19 protein-coding genes and 1 rRNA gene are annotated in these 23,501 nt (G+C 70.8%); 9 read left to right on the top strand and 11 right to left on the bottom strand.

Annotated elements, in window-relative coordinates; genetic code table 11:
* Positions 1-540: 540 nt before the first annotated feature.
* Positions 541-1,107 carry a DJ-1/PfpI family protein gene (locus tag K1J60_RS26870; protein ID WP_220648434.1) on the top strand — a complete coding sequence of 189 codons (567 nt, stop codon included), beginning with the start codon at positions 541-543 and terminating at the stop codon, positions 1,105-1,107.
* A 37-nt stretch (positions 1,108-1,144) separates the two neighbouring features.
* Here K1J60_RS26870 and K1J60_RS26865 read toward each other — a convergent pair whose 3' ends face one another.
* Together K1J60_RS26865 and K1J60_RS26860 are read right to left on the bottom strand one after the other, a co-directional pair.
* Positions 1,145-1,813, bottom strand: coding sequence for an HAD family hydrolase (locus K1J60_RS26865; RefSeq protein WP_220648433.1), 669 nt, complete (start codon positions 1,811-1,813; stop codon positions 1,145-1,147).
* A gap of 127 nt (positions 1,814-1,940) precedes the next feature.
* Positions 1,941-2,456 carry a DUF6912 family protein gene (locus K1J60_RS26860; RefSeq protein ID WP_220648432.1) on the bottom strand — a complete coding sequence of 172 codons (516 nt, stop codon included), beginning with the start codon at positions 2,454-2,456 and terminating at the stop codon, positions 1,941-1,943.
* Positions 2,457-2,805: 349 nt separating this feature from the next.
* Between K1J60_RS26860 and K1J60_RS26855 the strand changes: the two genes are divergently transcribed.
* Positions 2,806-3,339, top strand: a complete 534-nt coding sequence (locus K1J60_RS26855; protein WP_220648431.1) for an Rv3235 family protein — start codon at positions 2,806-2,808, stop codon at positions 3,337-3,339.
* Positions 3,340-3,582: 243 nt separating this feature from the next.
* Here K1J60_RS26855 and secA read toward each other — a convergent pair whose 3' ends face one another.
* Positions 3,583-6,429, bottom strand: coding sequence for a preprotein translocase subunit SecA (gene secA / locus K1J60_RS26850; protein WP_220648430.1), 2,847 nt, complete (start codon positions 6,427-6,429; stop codon positions 3,583-3,585).
* Positions 6,430-6,750: 321 nt separating this feature from the next.
* Here secA and K1J60_RS26845 point away from each other — a divergent pair, with 321 nt between their 5' ends.
* The gene (locus K1J60_RS26845; protein ID WP_220648429.1) at positions 6,751-7,320 is read left to right on the top strand and encodes a GNAT family N-acetyltransferase; all 570 of its coding nucleotides are present in this window, start codon (positions 6,751-6,753) and stop codon (positions 7,318-7,320) included.
* An 89-nt stretch (positions 7,321-7,409) separates the two neighbouring features.
* On the top strand, positions 7,410-8,600 hold the full coding sequence (locus K1J60_RS26840) for a winged helix-turn-helix domain-containing protein (protein WP_220648428.1): 1,191 nt from the start codon (positions 7,410-7,412) through the stop codon (positions 8,598-8,600).
* Here the strand turns inward: K1J60_RS26840 and K1J60_RS26835 are convergent.
* The 7 genes from K1J60_RS26835 to mtnA form a co-directional block, all read right to left on the bottom strand.
* Positions 8,597-9,346, bottom strand: a complete 750-nt coding sequence (locus K1J60_RS26835; RefSeq protein WP_220648427.1) for a response regulator — start codon at positions 9,344-9,346, stop codon at positions 8,597-8,599. The genes K1J60_RS26840 and K1J60_RS26835 overlap by 4 nt on opposite strands.
* A 205-nt stretch (positions 9,347-9,551) precedes the next feature.
* Entirely contained in the window at positions 9,552-10,244 is a 693-nt protein-coding gene (gene hpf / locus K1J60_RS26830; protein ID WP_398683335.1) for a ribosome hibernation-promoting factor, HPF/YfiA family, read from the bottom strand.
* Between the two features lie 315 nt (positions 10,245-10,559).
* A complete protein-coding gene (locus tag K1J60_RS26825) occupies positions 10,560-11,366 on the bottom strand; it encodes a ComF family protein (protein WP_220648426.1) in 807 nt (268 codons plus the stop codon).
* A 401-nt stretch (positions 11,367-11,767) separates the two neighbouring features.
* Positions 11,768-13,555, bottom strand: coding sequence for an LpqB family beta-propeller domain-containing protein (locus K1J60_RS26820; protein ID WP_398684291.1), 1,788 nt, complete (start codon positions 13,553-13,555; stop codon positions 11,768-11,770).
* 28 nt (positions 13,556-13,583) lie between these two features.
* On the bottom strand, positions 13,584-15,677 hold the full coding sequence (gene mtrB, locus K1J60_RS26815) for an MtrAB system histidine kinase MtrB (protein ID WP_220648424.1): 2,094 nt from the start codon (positions 15,675-15,677) through the stop codon (positions 13,584-13,586).
* Between the two features lies 1 nt (position 15,678).
* Positions 15,679-16,368 carry a two-component system response regulator MtrA gene (gene mtrA, locus K1J60_RS26810; protein WP_189823911.1) on the bottom strand — a complete coding sequence of 230 codons (690 nt, stop codon included), beginning with the start codon at positions 16,366-16,368 and terminating at the stop codon, positions 15,679-15,681.
* A gap of 8 nt (positions 16,369-16,376) precedes the next feature.
* Complete coding sequence (gene mtnA, locus K1J60_RS26805) at positions 16,377-17,522, bottom strand: S-methyl-5-thioribose-1-phosphate isomerase (protein WP_220648423.1); 1,146 nt, start codon at positions 17,520-17,522, stop codon at positions 16,377-16,379.
* 140 nt (positions 17,523-17,662) lie between these two features.
* Between mtnA and K1J60_RS26800 the strand changes: the two genes are divergently transcribed.
* From K1J60_RS26800 to K1J60_RS26780, 5 genes are read left to right on the top strand one after another with little or no spacing between them, the layout of a single operon-like run.
* Positions 17,663-19,054 (top strand): glycerophosphoryl diester phosphodiesterase membrane domain-containing protein, encoded by a 1,392-nt coding sequence (locus K1J60_RS26800; RefSeq protein ID WP_220648422.1) that lies wholly within the window; start codon positions 17,663-17,665, stop codon positions 19,052-19,054.
* Positions 19,055-19,094: 40 nt separating this feature from the next.
* On the top strand, positions 19,095-19,784 hold the full coding sequence (locus K1J60_RS26795) for a DUF4129 domain-containing protein (protein WP_220651718.1): 690 nt from the start codon (positions 19,095-19,097) through the stop codon (positions 19,782-19,784).
* Positions 19,781-20,974, top strand: a complete 1,194-nt coding sequence (locus K1J60_RS26790; RefSeq protein ID WP_220648421.1) for a DUF4350 domain-containing protein — start codon at positions 19,781-19,783, stop codon at positions 20,972-20,974. The genes K1J60_RS26795 and K1J60_RS26790 overlap by 4 nt, the downstream gene beginning before the upstream one ends.
* Complete coding sequence (locus tag K1J60_RS26785) at positions 20,974-21,963, top strand: AAA family ATPase (RefSeq protein ID WP_220651717.1); 990 nt, start codon at positions 20,974-20,976, stop codon at positions 21,961-21,963. The genes K1J60_RS26790 and K1J60_RS26785 overlap by 1 nt, the downstream gene beginning before the upstream one ends.
* The gene (locus K1J60_RS26780) at positions 21,963-23,273 is read left to right on the top strand and encodes a DUF58 domain-containing protein (protein ID WP_220648420.1); all 1,311 of its coding nucleotides are present in this window, start codon (positions 21,963-21,965) and stop codon (positions 23,271-23,273) included. The genes K1J60_RS26785 and K1J60_RS26780 overlap by 1 nt, the downstream gene beginning before the upstream one ends.
* 88 nt (positions 23,274-23,361) lie before the next feature.
* Here the strand turns inward: K1J60_RS26780 and rrf are convergent.
* Positions 23,362-23,478, bottom strand: a 5S ribosomal RNA gene (rrf, locus tag K1J60_RS26775).
* Positions 23,479-23,501: the final 23 nt, after the last annotated feature.

The following is a 23,501-nucleotide window of genomic DNA, read 5'->3' as shown; positions in this document are numbered from 1 at the left end:
CGTCCCCTCCGAAGCGCCACCACGACACGGGGTGTCCGGTCTGGTTCGACGCTATGCCGCAGGGTGAGATGAGCGGGGGGTAATCAGCCATTCTCGGCACCCGGCAGGGGTGTGACGCTGCTCTCGGCACCGTCCGTCCCATGGGTGCGCCCGGCGTCCCGGGAGCCCTGGTGACTCCCTCCCGCCCGCGAGGACCAGCGACCGCCGCCCGGACACGGATGTCGTCCGTGCTCACCGGGCGCAGGGCAGGGACGACGACGTCCCCGCGAACTATCGCGCTGATCACGCCACAAGGCTATCCCTCCGGACGGGGGGCACGTCATGAGCCGTATGTGTACAAAACAGGGGGGTGAACTTTGACGTTCTGCACAGTACCCGTCGCGCACTTTTGAGCTTACCTCCGCGCAACCGAGCTTATACGCGCTTTCGCCGCACTCCGCATCAGCACACCCCCTTGGCAAACCTCCACCCCGGATGCACGTTGCCCAGGAAGCCATAGCCTGACGAAGGAAGCCCTGCGGTACCGAGGGGAGCCCCACCATGACGGCCAAGATCCTGATCGTGACCGGCGACGCGGCGGAGTCGCTGGAGGTCCTCTACCCCTACCAACGCCTTCGCGAGGAGGGGTACGAGGTCGACATCGCCGCCCCCAGCCGCAAGACGCTCCGCTTCGTGGTCCACGACTTCGAACCGGGCTACGACACCTACACCGAGAAGCCCGGCTACACCTGGCCCGCCGACCTGGCCTTCTCCGAGGTCGACCCCGGTCAGTACGTCGCCGTCGTCGTCCCCGGCGGCCGGGCCCCGGAGTACCTCCGCAACGACCCCGAGCTGCGCAAGATCCTCAAGTCGTTCTTCGACACCGACAAGCCGGTCGCCCAGATCTGCCACGGCCCGCTGCTCACCGCCGCCGTGGACGCGCTGTCGGGGCGCCGCGTCACCGCGTACCCCGCCCTCGAACTCGACATGCAGGCAGCCGGCGCCACCTTCCAGGACGCCGAGACCGTCGTCGACGGCACCCTCGTCTCCGCCCGCGCCTGGCCGGACCACTCCGCCTGGATGCGGGAGTTCCTCGCGGTGCTGCGGGCGAAGGCGCCGGTGACGTAGACGGGGCGCGCCGGGGCGCCGGGGCGCCGGGGACGGGCTACGCGGCGAGCCGCTCGGCCTCGGCGACGGCCTCCTCCAGGGTGTCCACGACGGGTACGCCGACCCCCTCCAGGCTGGCGCGGCTGTGGGAACCCCCGGTGTAGAGCACGGCCTGCGCGCCGACGTGCCGGGCGGCGACCGCGTCGTCGGCGGCGTCCCCGATCACCACGGTCCGTCTCGGTTCCACTCCCACGAGCCGGCGCAGATGCCGCACCATGTGCTCGGTCTTGCTGCCGCCGGAGGGACCGGTGCGCCCGTCGACCCGTACGAAATGCGGCTCGATCCCGAACCCCCGCACCAGCGGCACCAGTTCCTCGTGCACATACATGCTGAGGATCGACTGACTGCGCCCCGCCGAAAGCCAGTCGGTCAGCAGCCCCGGCACACCCTCGGTCAGCCCGCAGCCGACCCGGTGCTCCGCGTAGTACCGGTGGAAGACCACATCCATGGCCTCCCACTCCTCGTCCGTGGGCAGCCGCCCGATCAAGCGCTCGTAGAACTTCGGCACCGGTACGCAGTACAGCTCCCGGTACCGCTCCAGTGTGATCGGCTCGATCCCCAACTCCGCGAAAGCCGCGTTCGTCGCCCCGATGATCGCCTCGTTGTCATGGAACAGGGTCCCGTTCCAGTCCCAGACGATATGTGCCCCGATTCCGTTCATCCCCATACCGAGAACGTACCCGTCACCACCGACAACGCAGTCCTGCCCACCCACAGCCCCTCCTGGGGGCAGTCGTGCCGCTGGGGCGGCACGGGTGGGCGCGGCGGCACCCGGCGAGCGCCGGTGAGCCAGGTCAGCCCCCCAACCCCACCAGGTTCGGAATCTCCTGAGTCGCGTACCAGAGCAGCTCATGATCATCGGCTCCGTCCACGATGAACTGCGCGTCGTCGTCCCCCTGATCCGCCGCCCCCAACGCGTCCGCGGCCTCCCCGATCTCCCCCTCGGCCTCCACCGAGTCGACATGCACGGCCGCGGCCTTGCTCAGCGGCACGGGCCCGGCCACCCGCACCTCCCCGAGCGCCACCGGATCGAGCCCCCGGTCAGGGTCGGCCACCGCATCCCGGTCGGCCACATCCACGGCCACCACGACCCGCCGGCGAGCCGCCCCCGGATCCACGGCCACCAGCCGCAACGACGCGAGCGCCGCCCGATTCAACGCCGCGTACTCCAGCTCCTCGATGTCGTCGGACAGATACCACTCCCGCAGTGCGGGCGTGACGGCGTACGCGACGAACGCCCCTTCCCCCAGCTCACCCGTCTTGTACGCCTCGGCGAGCCCGGGAAGGGTCAGGGGGACGTAGACGCGCATGGCAGTCCGCTTTCGTAGTCGTGTTCTCGGATCGCCTCGGAGCACCTCGGAGCATGTCGACGGCCCCCGCGAAGCCTTTGAAGGACCTTCAGGATACGTGCGGGCGTCCCCTTTCGAGCCCCCACCCGACCCCCTGCACACGTCCACCCCGGGCCCACCACCTCACCCGGTACACCCTTGCCCCGCCGGGCCCGATCCCCGTCCCCATCACCCTGATAGGTGAACATTTCGCGGCCCCCGCCGGCCCCGCACGCTCCCTTGCGAGCGCCCCCTCCGTCCTCGTACAAGATCCCCAACGCCAAGTTACCGACTGGTACCCGGCGGCCTCACCGACGAACGGGGATCCCCGATGAACAAGGTCATGACCAGGACCAAGCACCACCCCGGCACCCGCCCGCCCGTCCGCCACGACCCCCGCCGCCCCGGCCGCACCCCGGCCCGCACGGCCCCGGGAGGCGGCCGCCTCGCCGCACCCCAGCGGCCGGTTCCCACGGCACCCACGCCACCCCCGAACCAGCCCCTCACCGGCCTCGTCCCCCAGCCCCGTCCCACCGACCGCTTCGCCGACCTCCTCCTCGCCGTCCTCAGCGGCGGCCGCCCGGTCCACAGCATGCTGCGCCACACCGCGGGAAGGGCCTACGACGAACTGGCCTGGCTCGCCGAACGCGGCCCCCTGCGCAGGCCTCACGGCACGCGCCCGGTGGTCCGGGACATCGGCTACTACGTGGCGGGCCAGGGCGCCCTGGAGGTCTTCGCCCGTATCGGCGCGGGCGAGCGCATCCTCGCCATGGCCTTCCGCCTGGAACACGGCCCCGACCACCGCTGGCGCTGCACAGCGGTGGAACTCGGCGGCCCGAGGCTCCCCCACCCGGACGACGACTGAGCCACGCCCCCGGCAGCCACAGCCCCGCAGCGGGCCGAGCCGCAGGAGCCGCCGCAAGGGCCGCCGCAGGGGCCGCTGCAGGACCCGCGACCACGACCGAACCCTCACGGCCCACGCCGAGACACACGAAGGGCCAGGCACCCGAAGATGCCCGGCCCTTCACAGCCTCACGGCCCGCTGCTCACCGCACGCCGCACACGGAACGCCCTCGCAGCACGCGCTCGCCCCTCCCGGAGCGAATGCTCACTTCTTGCGGCGGCGGCTCGTCTTCCCCTGCTGCTTGCGGCGCTCCGCGCGAGTGAGGCCGTCGGCCTCGGAGCGGATCGGCTCGTCCTCGGGGAGGTCGCCCTCGACGATGCCGCCCTCGCCGTCGACGGTGGGCGCGGAGAAGTGCAGACGGTCACGCCGCTGCGGAGCCTCCAGGCCCTTCGCCCGGATCTCGGGGCGCGACACACCCGCCTGCGCCGGCACCGCGTCGCTCTTGTCCAGGGACGGCTTCGCGTCCTCGACCGGCACCTCCTCGACCTGCTGCTCGACCTGGACCTCCAGGTTGAACAGATAGCCGACGGACTCCTCCTTGATGCCCTCCATCATGGCGGTGAACATGTCGAAGCCCTCACGCTGGTACTCGACCAGCGGGTCCTTCTGGGCCATCGCGCGCAGGCCGATGCCCTCCTGGAGGTAGTCCATCTCGTAGAGGTGCTCACGCCACTTGCGGTCCAGCACGGAGAGGACGACCCGGCGCTCCAGCTCACGCATGATCTCGGAGCCGAGCTGCGCCTCGCGCGCCTGATACTGCTCGGTGATGTCGTCCTTGATGGACTCGGCGATGAACTCGGGGGTCAGTCCGGCCCGGTCACCGGCCGCCTCCTCCAGCTCCTCGACGGTGACCTTCACCGGGTAGAGCTGCTTGAAGGCGCCCCACAGCCGGTCGAGGTCCCACTCCTCGGCGAAGCCCTCGGCGGTCTCGGCGGTGATGTACGCGTCGATGGTGTCGTCCATGAAGTGCTGGATCTGCTCGTGCAGGTCCTCGCCCTCCAGCACGCGGCGGCGCTCGCCGTAGATGACCTCGCGCTGCCGGTTGAGGACCTCGTCGTACTTGAGGACGTTCTTCCGCGTCTCGAAGTTCTGCTGCTCGACCTGCGACTGGGCGGACGCGATCGCCTTGGTGACCATCCGGTTCTCGATCGGCACGTCGTCCGGGACGTTCGCCATGGACATCACCCGCTCGACCATCTGGGCCTTGAAGAGCCTCATCAGATCGTCGCCCAGCGAGAGGTAGAAGCGGGACTCGCCCGGGTCGCCCTGACGGCCGGAACGACCGCGCAGCTGGTTGTCGATACGGCGGGACTCGTGCCGCTCGGTGCCGAGGACGTAGAGCCCGCCGAGCTCCTTGACCTCCTCGAACTCCGCCTTCACGGCCTCCTCGGCCTTCGCGAGCGCCTCGGGCAGGGCCTGCGCCCACTCCTCGATGTGCTCCTCGGGGTCGAGGCCGCGCTGCCGCAGCTCCGCCTCGGCGAGGTCCTCGGGGTTGCCGCCGAGCTTGATGTCCGTACCACGACCGGCCATGTTCGTCGCGACGGTCACGGCGCCCTTGCGGCCGGCCTGGGCGACGATCGTCGCCTCCCGGTCGTGCTGCTTGGCGTTGAGCACCTCGTGCTGCACACCGCGCTTGCTGAGCTGCTGCGACAGGTACTCGGACTTCTCGACCGACGTCGTACCGACGAGGATCGGCTGGCCCTTCTCGTGCTTCTCGACGATGTCGTCGACGACCGCCTCGAACTTCGCGACCTCGGTGCGGTAGATCAGGTCGGACTGGTCCTTGCGGACCATCGGCCGGTTGGTCGGGATCGGCACCACACCGAGCTTGTAGATCTGGTGGAACTCGGCGGCCTCGGTCATCGCCGTACCGGTCATGCCGCAGAGGCCGGGCCGTTCCTTGCCGTTGTGGTCGTGGCGCTTGTAGAGGCGGAAGAAGTTCTGCAGGGTGATCGTGGCGAGCGTCTGGTTCTCGTCCTTGATGTCCACCCCTTCCTTCGCCTCGATCGCCTGGTGCATGCCCTCGTTGTAGCGGCGGCCGGCGAGGATACGGCCGGTGTGCTCGTCGACGATCATGACTTCGCCGTCCATGACGACGTAGTCCTTGTCCTTCTTGAAGAGCTCCTTGGCCTTGATGGCGTTGTTCAGGTAGCCCACCAGCGGGGTGTTCACCGACTCGTAGAGGTTGTCGATGCCCAGCCAGTCCTCGACCTTGGCGACACCGGACTCGTGGATGGCGACGGTGCGCTTCTTCTCGTCGACCTCGTAGTCGCCGGTCTCCTCGATGCCCTTGAGCGGGTTGCCGGGCTCGCCCCTCTTCAGGCGCGTGACCAGCTTGGCGAAGTCGCCGTACCACTTGGTGGCCTGGTCGGCCGGGCCGGAGATGATCAGCGGCGTACGGGCCTCGTCGACGAGGATGGAGTCGACCTCGTCGACGATCGCGAAGTTGTGGCCGCGCTGGACGAGCTCGTCCTTGGACCACGCCATGTTGTCGCGGAGGTAGTCGAAGCCGAACTCGTTGTTCGTGCCGTAGGTGATGTCGCAGTTGTACTGCTCGCGGCGCTGGGCCGGCGTCATGTTGGCGAGGATGCAGCCGACGCTCAGACCCAGGAACTTGTGGACGCGGCCCATCATCTCGGAGTCGCGCTCGGCCAGGTAGTCGTTGACCGTGATCAGGTGCACGCCCTTGCCCGCCAGCGCGTTCAGATACGCGGGCAGCGTGCCGACGAGGGTCTTGCCCTCACCGGTCTTCATCTCGGCGACATAGCCGAGGTGGAGGGCGGCGCCGCCCATGATCTGCACGTCGTAGTGGCGCTGGCCGAGAGCGCGCTTGGCGCCCTCGCGGACGGTGGCGAACGCCTCGGGGAGCAGGTCGTCGAGGGTCTCACCGTCGGCGTACCGCTGCTTGTACTCCTCGGTGAGGGCTCGCAGCTCGGCGTCGGAGAGGTCGACGAAGTCCTCTTCGATGGAGTTGACCTGGTCCGCGATGCGGTGCAGCTTGCGCAGGATTTTGCCTTCGCCTGCACGCATGATCTTCGAGAGGACGGACACGGGGGTTTGTCTCCTTGCCGGTCGGGCCTGGGACGGTCGGTTTCAATGACAGTTGGCAGTTTTCAATCACAGCTTGAGCAACGGCCATCGTAAGCGAGGACCCCGCCGTGCCGGGAGGTCTGGCAGTGACAGCTACCAGGACAACGGGCGGGCGTTGCGGATGGTGCCGCCTTCCACCCCCGAAATGCGCGAATTGTGACCGTCCTTTCAGCACCCCGTGCCGCACGCCTGCCCCGCTGCCACAGCCACAGCCACAGCCACTGCCACAGCAGCTGCCGCAATGGCGTGGCGCCCTTCCGTTCCGCCGAGCAGAATCGCCCGATGGACCCCGTCACCCTGACCACCGAGCGCCTGCTGCTGCGCACCGTGGACCGACGCGACACCGACACCGTGTACGCGGCCGCGCAGGACCCGGACATCCAGCGGTGGACCACGATCCCCTCCCCCTACCTGCGTGAGCACGCGGAGAGTTTCGTCGAACGCGCCGTTCCCGAGGGCTGGGCCACCGGCACCATGTTCACCTTCGGCCTCTTCCTGGCCTCGGGCGAACTGGCGGGCATGCTCGGCATCACGATGCGCTCCCTCGGCACCGGCGAGATCGGCTTCTGGGCCACCAAGGAGCACCGGCGCCACGGTTACATCACGGAGGCCACCCGCGCCGTCGCCCACTGGTCCTTCACGACCCTCGCCCTCGACCGCCTCGAATGGCGTGCCGAAGTGGGCAACACCGCCTCCCGCTCGGTCGCCGAACACACCGGCTTCACCCTCGAAGGCACCCTCCGCTCCGCCCTGGACAACAACGGAGTCCGCCGCGACTGCTGGATAGCCTCCCTGCTCCCCTCAGACCTGAACCTCCCGTCCACAGCGCCCTACCTGCCGGCCCGCCCCTGACGGACCCACCTGCGGGCAGTCGTGCCGCCGGGTCGGCCGTTCCCGCAGCTCAGCGCCACCTGTCAGTCCCCTCCCCTACCCTGCGGAGCATGACCTCCCTCCCGCGCCCCACCACAGAACTCACCGCAGACGAGGCCCGCCGCATCGCCCTACGGGCACAGGGCTTCCTCGGTGCCCCGGACCGCAGATCCGGCGTCCGCGGCATCCTGCGACACCTGGGCGCGGTCCAACTCGACACCATCTCGGTCCTGGCCCGCTCCCACGAGCTCGTCCCGTACGCCCGCCTCGGCGCGGTGGGCCGCGCCACGGTCGACAAGGCCTACTGGTCGACGGTCTCCACCGGCACCTCTCCGGCGCGCCCCCACGCCTTCGAGTACTGGTCCCACGCCGCCTGCATCCTCCCGATCGAGGAATGGCCCCACTTCGCGTTCCGCCGCCGCGCCTACCGGGCCCGCCCCCACTGGGGCCACCAACTCCCGGACGGCGCCTACGACCGCGTCGTCAAACAGCTCCGCGCCGAGGGCCCCCTGACCGCCACGGAACTGGGCGGAGCCAAACGCACCAGCGAGTGGTGGGACTGGTCCGGCGAGAAGGTCGCCGTCGAACGCGCCCTGATGTACGGCGAGGTGGTCTGCGTGGAACGCCGCGGCTGGAAGCGGGTGTACGACCTCGCCGAGCGCGCGATCCCGGCGGACCTCCTCCACGACGAGTTGGACGACACGGAGTGCGTACGCCGCCTGGTCCGCCTGGCCGGCGAGGCCCTCGGTGTCGGCACCCGGGCGGACATCGCCGACTACCACCGTCTCAAGGGCGAGCAGTTCGACGCGGTCGTCGCCGACTCGGGTCTGGTCCCGGTGACGGTGGAGGGCTGGGCCAAGCCCGCCTGGGCCGACCCGGCGGCCCTGGCCACGCCCCCGCGCGGCCGCCACCGCACCACACTCCTGTCCCCGTTCGACTCCCTCGTCTGGGAACGGGCCCGCACGGAACGCATCTTCGGCTTCACCCACCGCCTGGAGGCCTACGTCCCCAAACAGAAGCGCGTCCACGGCTACTTCGCGATGCCGGTCCTGTCCGGCGGCCGTCTGGTGGGCCGCGTCGACCCCGCCCGCGACGGCCGCACCCTGGTCGCCAAACAGGTCACCCTCGACGGCCCCAAGGCGATCCCGGCGGTCGCCCGGGCGCTCCTGGAGGCCGCGACCTGGGTCGACTGCACCGACGTACGGGTGGAACGAGTGGACGCCCCTGAACTGCGCGAGCCCCTTCAGCGAGCGCTCGCCTAGCGGATCTCCAGGATCTTCTCCCGCATCGCGTACACCACGGCCTCCATCCTGGAGTGCAGCTGCAGCTTCTCCAGGATGTTGCGCACATGGTTCTTCACGGTGTTCTCGGAGATGAACAATTCCTTGGCGATGTCCCGGTTGTTCATCCCGGTCGCCACGAGCTTGAGCACTTCCAGTTCCCGGTCGGTCAGCCGGGGCGCCGGCACAAGTCGCCGCTCGTCGGTTCGCTGGATCATGGACTTGAACTCGGTGAGCAGCTTCGACGCCATCGAGGGGCTGATCTGCGACTGCCCGTCGGCCACCGCGCGAATGGCCGTGGCCACCTCGTCCGTGGAGATCTCCTTGAGGAGATAACCGGTGGCCCCGGCCTTGATCGCGTCGTAGAGGTCGGCTTCCTCGTCGCTGATCGTCAGCATGATGATCTTCGCGCTGGGGGCCACCTCCTTGATGGAGGTGCACGCCTCGATGCCGCCGCGCTTGGGCATCCGTACGTCCATCAACACGATGTCGGGCAGCAGATCCGCGGCCTTGTCGACCGCCTCCGCCCCGTCACCGGCCTCGCCGACGACCTGGATGTCCTCCTCGGCGGCGAGCACGATCTCCAGACCGCGGCGGAAAAGCGCGTGGTCGTCCACCACGAGAACGCGGATCGGTTCCTTGCGCGGGGAGCCCGCGGCGGATCCCATGCCGACGGAGCCTTCGTCGGCACTCTCGTCACGCATCGGTCCAAAACTGCTGTCCGCCATCGTTCCTCCCCCTGAAGGCCGTGGCCTGTGTTTCTGTGCCATCGCCAATCCAAGGCAACGGCCCGCCGGTTGGGGCCGGTTCGGCCATGATTTCATGCCTGGCCGACACTGCGGTGACAGAGCGGGCCACGAGGGGTCGCACACCGATGCCCCTGGGGGCGCACAAGCGCTCCAGGGGCACCGGCTCAGCTGTCACCCGGCGCGGTCAGCCGCCGAGCGCGCCGCCCGCGGCGTCCGCATGCGCCTGGGCGACCATCGGGTCCGTGCTGAGGTGGATGACGCCGTAGTCGTAGGCGTGCCGCCGGTAGACGACACTCGGTTCCTTGGTCTCGGAGTCGACGAAGAGGTAGAAGTCGTGCCCGACCAGCTCCATCTCGTAGAGAGCCTGGTCGAGGGTCATCGGGGAAGCGACATGGGTCTTCTCGCGGACGATGAGGGGGCCTTCGCCCTTCACCTCCAGCGAGCCGATCTTCTTGGTGGGCACACCGTCCGACTGCTCCTCGTCGGCGACGTACCCGTTGCCGTTGAGGGTCGCCACGCCGGGGACGTGGTCGGCCACCTCCGCGGCCGTGAGCCTGCGCGCGCCTCGGCGCGTGTAACGCTTGTCGTGCTGCTTGCGCAGCCGGGCCTCGAGCTTGTCCGCCGCCAGGTCGAGCGCCGCATACGGATCGCTGGCCGCTGCCTCCGCCCGGATCACCGGTCCGCGGGAGTGGAGCGTGATCTCCACCCGGTCACTGCGGTCGGCCTGTCGAGGGTTGGGCTCCTTGGACACCTCGACGTCGAGGCTGATCACCTTGCCGTCGAGCTTCTGGATCTTCTCCAGCTTCAGCTTCTCGGCCACGTGCTTGCGGAACCGCTCGGGCACCTCGGTCTTGCGGCCCTTGACGACGATGTCCACGCAGAACTCCGTTCCCGGATCGCTCCGCTCCACTGGCGGAGCATCTCCCTTGTGCACCAGGTTCCGGTGACTCCCGGAACCGCGGACTCGGTGACTTCCACCTCCTCCTCCCCCGTGGGCAAGATCTCCACCCCACCGGCGCGGGGTGATTCAGAAAACCCGCAGCGCAGCATTCGGATATGTGGTGAACGGCCGGGGCCATTCCCTCACAACCGAACATATCTCGCTCGGACGGATGTCGTCACCCTCTACTGGGACGTACCTCCGTTCAGGTGAATTGACCCTGTCATTACCTGCAACGATGCAAGTCAGCGGTCAGTTCCGGTTTATTTGGAAAGAGTCGGGAGGCGCGGCGACCACCGCCGCCCGGATCCCGTCCCCGGCACTGTCGGTGCCGTCCGAGCTCGCCCTTCCGGTCACCCCTCGTGTTCGCTCAGCCTCCCTTGTCTCCGGTCCCGCTCCTCGGTCTCCCGACACCGCTGCCGCCCGCCCGTCCCTCGCCGCCCGTACCGCCCGGGCCGCCTCCGCGAGCGAGGCACCGGTCGTCATCAGGTCGTCCACGAGCACGACCGCCCCATCGCCCAGCAGCCGTGCACCCCCGGCGGGCACCTCCAGAGCGCCGGCGAGGTTGTCCAGCCGCTGCCGGGAGTCCAGCCCCGACTGGTCGGCCACGGCACGCCGCTGCCGCAGCACCCCGGCCACCCGAGCCGGTGTCCCGGTGCGCCGCAGCACCCCGGCCGCCGCGAGCGCGATCCGCCGCGCCGGGTCGTGCCCCCGCGCCCGCACCGCCCGCCGCGCCGACGGCACCGGAATCAGCAGCACCGGCCCCTCGCCGCCGCCCGCCCGTACGGCCCCCGCCAAGGCCGAGCCGAGCGGTCCGGCGAGCGCCAGTGCACCCCGTTCCTTGTGCGCGATCAGCGCCGCCCGCACCGCGTCCTCGTACGGCGCCGCAGCGTGCACCACGGGCAGCCCGGACGGCTCCGGGTCCGGTCGCACCCGACCCGGCCCGGCCCCGGTCAGAGCCGCACGGCACCCAGGACAGAGCACCGCGCGAGGCCTCCCGCAGCCTCCGCACTCGGCCGGCAGCACCAGGTCCGTGAGGTCCTGCCACCACCCCCGCATGCCCACCACTGTGCCAACGCATGCGGTCCCCTGCCACCCCTGTGGACAACCACCTGTGGACAACTCACCGCGACAACAGAGGGGTTGTCACCCACACGAACGACGGGTGCCCAAAGAAGACCGAACGCCACCACAAAATGACCGGAAGCCCTCAAAAAAACGGAGTGCAGTCAACCCGCCTACGAGAGAACCGGCCCTGGCACGGACCGACCGGCCACGCCTCCGCAGGACACGGAAACACGAGCGGGACATCCCGGAGCCCCCGGCCACCTCAGCGAACTCGGCGAACTCGGCCACCTCGGCGACCCGTCACCGTGCCCTTGCCGGAGCCCCCGACCCGCACAGCACCACGCGCCCCCCGAGCCCCACCAGCCACCCCACACGCACCGCGGCCCCGGGCGTCATCCCGGATAGACCGGCGCCGACCCTTCCTTGACCACCGTCTGCCACTGCTGCCCCGGCGACAGCCGCACGATCCCGTCGGCCGAGTGCGCCACCAGCGGCTGGCTCTCGTCCTCGGACGCGGCGATCTCCTCCACGCCCGTGAGCGCGGAAGGCCCGGAGCCCGGTATCGGGGAGCCGTCCACCCGGACGTACCGCATCTGCTGCACGCCACCGGGTTCGCGCCCCACGACCACGAGTTGGCTGTCCCCGGCCCACGACATGGCGGTGACGTCCTCCAGGTCCGGCGTCACGGACCGCAGTTCGACGATCGAGACGGTGGTGCTCTCCGCGTCGGCGTCCCGTTCGATGCGCCCGATGTACAGCGCCCGCTTGCCCTTGCTCTCCAGGATCAGCGCGACCCGCACACCGTCGGCGGCCACTCGCACCGCCTCGATACGCCCGTCGAGGTTGGGCGTCCGGACCTCCAGCGGCTCACCCATGCCGTCCGCCAGGACCAGCAGCCGCGGCTTCTCGGGATTGCGGTCGGCCACCCACAGGTCTCCCCGCCCGTCCCAACTGGGCGTCGTCAGCCGGTCCTTCGCGGTGGCGCCGGCGCTGCGCAGCGCCGGGTCGCCGAGCGTGCCCCCCGCCGTCAGCGGTGTCACATACAACTCGCTCCCGTCGGCCGACACACCGGCCGCCCGGTCCTCGCCACGCGACACGGCGGCGGACCTCAGATGCTTCTCCCCCTCCCCGAGCGCCCCGGGGACGGGCGACGGTGTCGTCACCGGATCCCGCTCGGACAGCCGCACGAGCTTGCGGTCGCCGTCGATGAGGTACTCGTACCCCGCGCTCCTGTCGAGGCCGTGCGAGGCGACCACGCCGGCCTCGTTCTCGCCGAGCAGACACAACTGGGCGCCGGTCGATCCCTGCAGCTCCACCTCGTTCACACCCGTGGGCATGTAGTCCTGGAGCGTGAAGAGGAGTTGGGCCGCCATCTCCCTGCACCTGCTGTCCGAGACGCGGTCGGCCTTCTTGTTCAGCGGCACGACCAGCCTGTTCTGGTCGTCGGGTGTCAACGCCTTCGTGCCCTTCAGCAGGGCCGTACCGGACGGGAAACTCGTCCTCGCAACCGGGTTGAGCCAGCTGGTGGGGCCCTTCAGCAGATCCCGGACCACCTGCGTGACCGGGTCCACCTGGCTGCGCACATAGACGGGATCGGCGACCGTCCCCGGCTCACCGGACTGCGCGGCGGAGGTGAAGTAGTACTTGTTGATGGACTTGTAGTTGCGCTCGAAGTCCGACCTGCCGAGCACCACGCCCTGCGGCAGCTCGTCGATGCGCCACTGCCCGGTCTCCTTCACACGCGTGAGGTGAACGGGCTTGCGGTACTGACCGCCGGTGGGCCTGTACGCGTGCTGCCCGTCGACCCGGGCGACGTTCTTCCCGGACAATTCGAACCCGTACTCGTCGGCCTCCGACCGCTCCCCCGTGACCTGCGTGTAAGCGGTGGGCGCCTCGACGAGGACCGTGGTCGACTCACCCGGATCCCAGGTCTTCAACGCATCACCGGTGAGGTACTTGCGGGCCGTCTCGTAGTTCAGGTCGTCGCTGGTCAGAGCCTCAAGGAAGCCCCGCACGATCTCCTGCGGCTCGGCGTCCTCCGCGGGCGGCAGCGCGAAGACCCGCACCTTGGCGTCCTGCCTGGGCGTGGACTCGACATCACGCATGTCCCCGCTGTCCGGCATCGAGGCGCACCCCGCCAGCAGCACGGCACCGATGCCGACGTACGCCGTCGCCCGCATCGGACGCCCACGCCCGCGTTTCGCACGGTCAGCGCCCACGGAATGCCTCCCCCTGCTCGTGCCGCCGCTGCGCGTCGCTCTCGCTCGGCCTCTCCTCGACCGGTCCTGCGCGTCCCTCGCCGTCCTCGGTCCGACGCGCGGGCACTGCCGGGGACGGGGTCGCGGACGGCGCGGAGGGCCGGGGCACCACACGCGCGCCGTTGCCCGGCAGCGCCGTCGGGTCCGCCGTGGGGGCCTGTCCGGCGCCCGGCCGGGGCCCTATGGCCGCTCTCGCGCCACCGCGCTCACCGGCCTGCACCGGCACCGTGGCGAGCTTGCCGCCGCCGGACGGCAGACCGGCGTCGTTGAGTCCACGGTTGCGCCGGGAGTCCTTCGGCTCCAGCGGTATCGGGGACCCCCGCAGCGGCTCGTCCGCCGTCCTCGGCAGCGTGAGCCGGAACTGTGAGCCGCCGCCCGGCTCCCCCCACGCCTGCAGCCAGCCCCCGTGCAACCGGGCGTCCTCCAGGGCGATCGACAGCCCCAGTCCCGTACCGCCGGTGGTACGCGCGCGTGCCGGGTCCGCCCGCCAGAAGCGGCTGAACACCCGCGTCGCCTCGCCCGGCTTGAGCCCCACTCCGTAGTCCCGCACCGCGACCGCCACCGCGCCACCGGCCGCCGCGAGCTTGACCACGACGTCCCTGCCCTCGCCGTGCTCCACGGCGTTGACCACTAGGTTGCGCAGCACCCGCTCCACTCGTCGCGCGTCGGCCTCGGCCACGACGGGCTGCTGGTCCCCCAGCACCCGTATCCGCGTCCCCTTCCGCTCGGAGAGCGGTTCTGCCCCACTGACGACCTTCCGCACGACCTCACGCAGATCTATGGGCTCGGCCTCCAGGGCCGCCGCGCCCGCGTCGAACCGGCTGATCTCCAGCAGGTCCGCCAACAGCGACTCGAACCGGTCCAGCTGATCGGCGAGCAGCTCGGCCGACCGCGCGGTCACGGGGTCGAAGTCCACGCGCGCGTCATGGATGACGTCCGCCGCCATCCGTACCGTCGTCAGCGGCGTCCGCAGCTCGTGCGACACGTCGGAGACGAACCGCCGCTGCATCCGCGACAGGTCCTCCAGCTGCTGGATCTTCAGCTGAAGGTTCTGCGCCATCTTGTTGAAGGCCTCGCCGAGCCGCGCGATGTCGTCCTCACCGCTGACCTTCATCCGCTCCTGAAGACGCCCCGCGGACAGCCGCTCGGCGATACCCGCAGCCATCCGCACAGGCGTGACCACCTGCCGCACCACAAGCCAGGCGATGGCCCCGAGCAGCACGACGACGAACAGCCCGGCCGTCGCCAGCGTCCCCTTGACCAGGCTCAGGGACTTCTCCTCCTGGGTGAGCGGGAAGAGGTAGTACAGCTGGTACGGCTTGCTGTTGGGGTCACTGACCTGCTTGCCGATGATCAGCCCCGGCTGGGACTCCTGGCCGTTGTCGTAGTGGATCCGCGTATAGCTCTGTACGGCGCTCGTGCCCTCGTCGACCCGTTCACGCAGCTCCACGGGCACACTGAGGTCCCATTGCACGCCTCCGGAGGCACGCGGCCCGAGCCCCCCGGTGTCGCCGTCGGCGGAGGCGGGGCTGAGCGTCACGACGTCGAACGCGCCCTGACCACCGCTGGAGAGCGAATTCACCAGGGTGGTCGTCCACTCGACGACGTTCTGCACCTGGTCGCCGCCCGGCTCCGTGCTGTCGTTCCCAGCGGCGCTCGCCTCACTGACCGCCTTCTGCTCGGCGACCGTGAAACCGCCGGTCGCCTGGCTCTGCGAGGCCTTGACCTTGGCGTCCAGCAGTCCGTTGCGAACCTGCCCGATGACGACGAAGCCCAGCAGCAGCACGACGCTGAGCGACATCAGCAGGGTCGTCACCACGATCCTGAGCTGGATGTTGCGCCGCCACAGCCGCATCACGGGCAGCAACGGGCGACGCACCCAGCGCATGAACAGCCTCAGGACCGGGCTGCCCTGGACCCCGCCCTGCAGCATCCCGCCCTCGAGGAGACGCCCCCAGCGGGAACCCGACGACTTCCGGCCGACAGGCCGCTCCGCGCGGGTCCCCGGCTGGCCGGGCGCCGAAGCGGCACTGTCACCGGACATGTCAGCTGGGCCCTGCCTTGTATCCGACACCACGGACGGTCACCACGATCTCCGGCCGTTCCGGGTCCTTCTCGACCTTGGAACGCAGCCGCTGCACGTGCACGTTCACCAGACGGGTGTCCGCCGCATGGCGGTACCCCCAGACCTGCTCCAGCAGGACCTCCCGAGTGAACACCTGCCACGGCTTGCGCGCCAGCGCGACCAGCAGATCGAACTCCAGCGGCGTCAGCGCGATGGACTGCCCCTCACGCTTCACCGAGTGCCCGGCCACATCGATGACCAGGTCACCTATGGCGAGCTGCTCGGGCGCCGGCTCCTCCGACCGCCTCAGGCGCGCCCGGATCCGGGCCACCAGCTCCTTCGGCTTGAACGGCTTCACGATGTAGTCGTCCGCGCCCGACTCCAGACCGACCACCACATCGACGGTGTCGCTCTTGGCCGTGAGCATCACGATCGGCACCCCGGACTCCGCCCTGATCAGACGGCACACCTCGATCCCGTCCCGGCCCGGCAGCATCAGATCCAGCAGCACCAGATCCGGTTTGGCCTCACGGAACGCGGCCAGCGCCTTGTCGCCGTCGGCTACGAAAGACGGCTCAAAACCTTCACCACGCAACACAATGCCGAGCATCTCGGCCAGTGCGGTGTCGTCGTCGACGACAAGGACTCGTCCCTTCATGAATGCCATCATCCCATTAACTAAATCGTTACCTGGCGTGACCTGTCACACAGCTCGGCAAGCGCATCAGCGGTCACGGGCGACACAGCCCCTTCCTCGGTGACGATCGCCGTCACCAACTCGGGCGGCGTCACGTCGAACGCCGGGTTGTACGCCTGGGTCCCCAGGGGGGCCACCGCGATCCCACCTCCCGCCTCTGCTCCCGCCATCGGCACCTGAGGTGCCGTGATCTCCGTCACCTCATGACCCGCGCGCTGCTCCACCTCGATGGACGCCCCGTCCGGGGTGCCCAAATCGATCGTCGTCACCGGCGCCACCACGATGAAAGGCACGTGGTGGTACCGGGCGAGCACCGCGAGCGGATAGGTCCCGACCTTGTTCGCCACCGAACCGTCGGCGGCAATCCGGTCGGCCCCCACCAGCACCGCGTCCACCTCACCCGCGGCGAACAACGAGCCCGCGGCATTGTCCGTGAGCAAGGTGTACGCCATTCCGCTGCGCGCCGCCTCATAAGCGGTCAGCCGAGCACCCTGCAGCAACGGCCGCGTCTCGTCCACCCACAGTCGCCGCAGCCGCCCCACCCGGTGTGCCGCGAGCGCCACCGCGAACGCCGTGCCCTCACCCCCTGACACCAGCGCCCCGGTGTTGCAGTGCGTGAGCACCCGGTGTCCACCACCCGGCAGCAACTCGTCGAGCAGCACCAGCCCGTGCGCGGCCATGCGGGAACTGGCCTCGGCGTCCTCACGGTGCAGCGCCCGCGCCGCGGCGAGCGCCGCCTCCGCGGCCTGCTTCCGGTCCCCCGAGCGGCCGAGCTCGGCCCGGTGCGCGGCCCGCGCCCGGCGCACCCCGACCGCGAGGTTCACCGCGGTGGGCCGGGCGCCTTCCAGCGCGTCGGCGGCCTCCTCCACGTCGAACCCCCGCGCGGCGGCGAGCGCGACGCCGTACGCCCCGGCGATGCCCAGCAGCGGCGCCCCGCGCACGGCGAGCGAACGGATCGCCTCCACCAGCGCGGGCGCGTCCGTACACACCAGCTCGACCTCCTCGGCCGGCAGTCTCGTCTGGTCGAGGAGGACCAGGACGGGGCCTTCGGGTGGCTCGTCCCAACGGATCGCCGGTATGCCGGTCGGCCCGATGTCGTCGCCGGATCGCGCGTACTGATCAGCCATGCGGTCAGTCTGCCCCGTATCCGTCGGACAATTGAAGGTGCGCAGCGCATACGGCCCCCGGTCACTTCCCGGACACCGCGTGGCACGATGGGCGCCAACCTGCCGCCGCGACCGCGGACGAGCACCGTGAAGGAGCGACGATGAAGGACACTCCGGGCTGGGCCTCGCCCGGATCCGCCCCCTCGGGCGGCCAGCAGCCGGACCAGCAGGGCTCCGCACAGCCGACGGACCCGACCGGGGCCGGACAGGCGCAGCCGACGGATCAGCCCGGCGCGGACCAGGCGCAACCGCCGTCCAAGTGGTCCAAGGACCAGCCGCCGCCCGCCCAGTGGTCCGCTCCGAACCCGCAGGCCCCCGGCCAGACCGCGCCACCACCGCCCGTCCCGGGCCGGGGCGGCCACCCCGGCCCTCAGCCCCCCGGCCCCGGCGGCTACGGCCCGCCCGGCGGCCCGGGAGCCCCCGGCGGCCACCCCGGCTACGGCGCCCCCGGCCCGGGCTACGGCACTCCCGGCTGGGGCAGCGGCTGGGGCGGCCCCCCGCCCGCCGCCAAACCCGGCGTGATCCCGCTGCGCCCGCTCGGCATCGGCGAGATCCTCGACGGCGCCGTCTCCACCATGCGCACGCACTGGCGCACGGTCCTCGGCATCTCCCTGACCGTCGCGGTCGTCACGCAGATCGGGGTCATCCTGCTCCAGGGCCTCGTCCTCAACGACACCGCGAGCACCGACGCCCTCAACGACCCGACCGCCACCCCCGGCGAACTGCTCCGCGCCCTGGGCGACACCCTGCTGAGCACCTCCGTCGTCATGGTGATCTCCCTGCTGGGCACCATCATCGCGACGGCCCTGCTCACGACCGTGACCAGCCGCGCCGTCCTCGGCAAGTCGGTCACCACCGCCGAGGCCTGGCGGGACGCCCGCCCGCAACTGCTCCGCCTGGGCGGCCTGACCATCCTGCTGCTCCTGATCGCCTTCCTGATCTTGACCGTGGGCGTGACACCCGGCATCCTGCTCGCCGCCGGAGGCTCCACCGAAGCCGGCGTACTCCTCGCCCTCCTCGGCGGACTCGGCGCCTTCGTCCTCACCGTGTGGCTGATGATCCGCTTCTCGCTCGCCTCTCCCGCCCTGATGCTGGAGAAGCAGGGCGTCCGCAAGTCGCTGAGCCGCTCCGTCAAGCTGGTGCGCGGCTCGTGGTGGCGGGTCCTCGGCATCCAGCTGCTCGCCACGATCATCGCCTACGTCGTCGCGTCGATCGTCGTGATCCCCTTCTCCTTCGCGGGCGCGGCCCTCGACGGCGACGGCATCTCCGGCCTCCTCGCCACCGGCGGAACCGCACTGGGCTGGACCTACCTCGTCATCAGCGGCGTCGGCGCGGTGATCGGATCCACGCTCACCTTCCCGATCAGCGCCGGTGTCACCGTGCTCCTCTACATCGACCAGCGCATCCGCCGCGAGGCCCTCGACCTCGAACTGGGCCGCGCCGCAGGCCTCCAGGGCTACGGCGACGCCCCGGGCGCCACCCCGGGGAGCTGATGGGGTGACACGGTCGGGGGGAGCGCTGACAGCCGTACCGATGTCGTGGCGCTCGGCGGACGAGCCACCCATCACCCTCCCGCGCGATCCCGCGCGGGAGGCGGCCCGTCGTGAGCTGTCCAAGGGCATGTACCACCAGAACGACCCCAGCTGGTACGAGCGCGCCCTCGACGCCTTCTGGGACTGGCTCGACAAGGTGTTCGGCGCCGCCTCGGCCGCCACCCCCGGCGGCACACTCGGCCTCGTCGTCATCGTCCTGGCCGTCCTCGCCCTCCTCGGAGCATTGTGGTGGCGCCTCGGCACCCCGCACCGCACCCCGACCTCCTCCGCCGTGCTCTTCGACGACCGTCCGCGCAGCGCCGCGGAACACCGCGCGGCCGCCGAGGCACAGGCCGCCCTGGGCCACTGGAACCAGGCCGTCCAGGAACGCATGCGCGCCGTCGTCCGCTCCCTGGAGGAACGCGCCCTGCTCGACGTACGCCCCGGCCGCACCGCCGACGAGGCGGCCTCCGAAGCGGGCTCGGTGCTCCCCGCGCACGCGGACCGACTGCACACCGCCGCCCGGGACTTCGACGACGTCACGTACGGCGGCCGATCCGCCGCCGAAGGAACGTACCGCCGCCTCGCCGCCCTCGACACCGACCTCGAGCGCAGCAAGCCCGCGCTGGCGAGCAGCACCCCCAGCACCACGAGCAGGGCCCCGAGTACCCACCCGGGAGCCGCCGAATGACCACCGGGACCACGCTTCCCTCCACCTCGGTCTCGCCCACCGCCCGCCAGGTGTGGACCCGCGCGCGCGGTGTCGTGCTCGCGGCCGTGATCCTGCTGGCGGCAGCCGTCGTGATCGCCGTGATCCGCTCCGGCGCCGAACGCGGCCGCCTGGACCCACGCGCCGCCGACACCGACGGCAGCCGCGCCGTCGCCGAACTGCTCGAAGACCGGGGCGTGTCCACCCGGCTGGTCACCACCCTCGACGAGGCAAGCGCAGCCGCCGGCCCGGACACCACCCTCCTGATCGCCGTCCCCGACCTGCTCACCGACTCCCAGCAGAGCCGCCTGCACGAGGCGACCGAGGCCTCCGGCGGCCGCACGGTCCTCGTCGCCCCCGGCCCCCCGTCCGTGAGCGCCCTCGCCCCCGGAGTCACCGCCGACGCGGCACTCAGCCTCGACTCCACCCTCACGCCACGCTGCGAGCTGCCCGCCGCCCGCCGCGCTGGCAGCGCCGACACCGGCGGGCTCCGCTACCACGTCACCGCCCGCGCCGCCGACACCTGCTACCCCGAGGACGGCCTGCCCACCCTGGTGCGCGTCCCGGCAGCCACCGGGGACGGCGACACCGTCGTCCTCGGCGCCCCCGACATCCTCCTCAACAGCAGCCTCGACGAGCAGGGCAACGCCTCCCTCGCCCTCCAACTCCTCGGCTCGCGCCCCCATGTGGTCTGGTACCTCCCCTCACTCGCCGATGACTCGGCCCCCGACTCGGGCAACCGCAGCTTCTTCGAACTGCTCCCCTCGGGCTGGTTCTGGGGCACCCTGCAACTCTTCGTCGCCGGCGCCCTCGCCGCCCTGTGGCGGGCACGCCGACTCGGCCCCCTGGTGCCCGAGAAACTCCCCGTCGCGATCCGCGCCTCCGAGACCGTCGAAGGCCGCGCCCGCCTCTACCGCAAAGCCAACGCCCGCGACCGCGCGGCCGCCGCTCTTCGCTCCACCACCCGCACGCGCCTCGCCCCCCTCGTAGGTGTCCCCGTCTCCCGGGCCCACACGCCCGAGGCACTGCTCCCCGCCCTGTCCGCCCACCTCCACGGCGACGGACAGCCCCTGCACACCCTCCTCTTCGGCCCGCCGCCCGGCGACGACAAGGCCCTCATCGCCCTCACCGACCAACTCGACGCCCTCGAAAGAGAGGTACGCCGTTCATGATGGACCCGACCACTGACAACGCCGGGACCACCGGGGACCCGGGCGCCGCCCGTGCCTCCCTGGAGGCCCTGCGCGCCGAGATCGCCAAAGCCGTGGTCGGCCAGGACCCCGCCGTGACCGGCCTCGTCGTCGCCCTCCTCTGCCGCGGACACGTCCTACTGGAAGGAGTCCCCGGGGTGGCCAAGACGTTGCTCGTGCGGGCCCTCGCGTCCGCGCTCGATCTCGACACCAAGCGCGTCCAGTTCACCCCGGACCTGATGCCGAGCGACGTCACCGGCTCCCTCGTCTACGACACCCGCACGGCCGAGTTCTCCTTCCAGCCCGGCCCGGTCTTCACCAACCTCCTCCTCGCGGACGAGATCAACCGCACCCCGCCGAAGACCCAGTCCTCCCTGCTGGAGGCCATGGAGGAACGCCAGGTCACCGTCGACGGCACCCCCCGCCCGCTCCCGGACCCGTTCCTGGTCGCGGCGACCCAGAACCCGGTCGAGTACGAGGGCACCTACCCCCTTCCCGAAGCCCAACTGGACCGTTTCCTCCTGAAACTGACGGTCCCACTCCCGTCCCGGCAGGACGAGATCGACGTTCTCACCCGTCACGCCGACGGCTTCAACCCCCGCGACCTGCGCGCCGCCGGCGTGCGCCCCGTCGCGAACGCAGCCGACCTCGAAGCCGCCCGCGCCGCCGTGGCCAAGACGACGGTCTCCCCCGAGATCACCGCCTACGTGGTGGACATCTGCCGCGCCACCCGCGAATCCCCGTCCCTCACCCTCGGCGTCTCCCCCCGGGGCGCCACGGCTCTCCTCGCGGCCTCCCGCGCCTGGGCCTGGCTGACGGGCCGCGACTACGTCATCCCCGACGACGTGAAGGCGCTCGCGCTCCCAACCCTCCGCCACCGCGTCCAGCTCCGCCCCGAGGCCGAGATGGAGGGCGTGACAGCCGACTCGGTCATCAACGCGATCCTCGCCCACGTCCCCGTGCCCCGCTGATGGCCCCCACCGGACGCGCCGCGCTCCTCGCGGCCCTCGGCACCCTCCCCGTCGGCATCTGGGAACCCAGCTGGGCGGGAATCCTCGCCGTGAACGCTCCCCTGGCCCTGGCGTGCGCCTGCGACTACGCCCTCGCCGCACCCGTGCGCCGCCTGGGGCTCCTGCGCTCCGGCGACACCTCCGCACGCCTGGGCGAGGCCGCGGACGTCACCCTCACGGTCACCAACCCCTCCAACCGCCCCCTGCGCGCTGAACTTCGCGACGCCTGGCCCCCCAGCAGCTGGCTCCCCGGCACCGAGGTGACCGCATCCCGCCACCGCCTCACGATCCCTCCGGGCGAGCGCCGTCGTCTCACCACCCGCCTACGCCCGACCCGTCGGGGTGACCGCCAGGCCGACAGGGTCACGGTCCGCTCGTACGGCCCCCTCGGCCTCTTCGCCCGCCAGGGCAGCCACCGAGCCCCCTGGACCGTACGCGTGCTCCCCCCGTTCACCAGCCGCAAGCACCTGCCGTCCAAGCTGGCCCGTCTGCGCGAACTGGACGGCCGCACCAGCGTCCTGACCAGAGGCCAGGGCACGGAGTTCGACAGCCTTCGCGAATACATCCCCGGCGACGACACCCGCTCCATCGACTGGCGCGCCACAGCCCGCCAGTCCTCAGTGGCCGTGCGGACCTGGCGTCCCGAACGTGACCGGCACATCCTCCTCGTCCTGGACACCGGCCGGACCTCGGCGGGCCGCGTGGGCGACGCCCCCCGGCTCGACGCCTCCATGGACGCGGCTCTCCTCCTGGCCGCCCTCGCATCCCGCGCCGGCGACCGCGTGGACCTGCTGGCCTACGACCGCCGTGTACGAGCTCTCGTGCAGGGCCGCACAGCGGGTGACGTCCTTCCGTCACTGGTCAACGCCATGGCCCTGCTCGAACCCGAGCTCGTCGAAACGGACGCCCGAGGCCTCACCGCCACCGCGCTGCGCACGGCACCCCGCCGGGCCCTGATCGTCCTCCTCACCAGTCTTGACGCGGCCCCCGTCGAACAGGGTCTACTCCCTGTCCTGTCCCGCCTCACCCAACGCCATACGGTTCTGGTGGCCTCAGTGGCCGATCCGCGCATCGCCCGCATGGCGAAGTCCCGGGGCACCACGGATGCCGTCTACGAGGCCGCCGCGGCCGCCCAGTCCCAAGCGGACCGCCACCGCACCGCCGAACAACTTCGTCGGCACGGAGTCACAGTCGTCGACGCGACGCCGGACAACCTGGCGCCGGCTCTGGCAGACGCCTATCTGGCGCTGAAAGCAGCCGGACGCCTCTGATTCCCAGCCCAATTCCCCGGGAGGGGCAAGGCTCCCCAAAACGCAGAAGACCCCTGCCGGTCACCCGGCAGGGGTCTTCTCAAGAATTGTTCGGCGGCGTCCTACTCTCCCACAGGGTCCCCCCTGCAGTACCATCGGCGCTGTAAGGCTTAGCTTCCGGGTTCGGAATGTAACCGGGCGTTTCCCTCACGCTATGACCACCGAAACACTATGAAACACTCAACCGCA

This window comes from Streptomyces akebiae (genome assembly GCF_019599145.1).
Taxonomy (GTDB): Bacteria; Actinomycetota; Actinomycetes; order Streptomycetales; family Streptomycetaceae; genus Streptomyces; species Streptomyces akebiae.
This window is presented reverse-complemented; position numbering and strand designations above follow the sequence as displayed.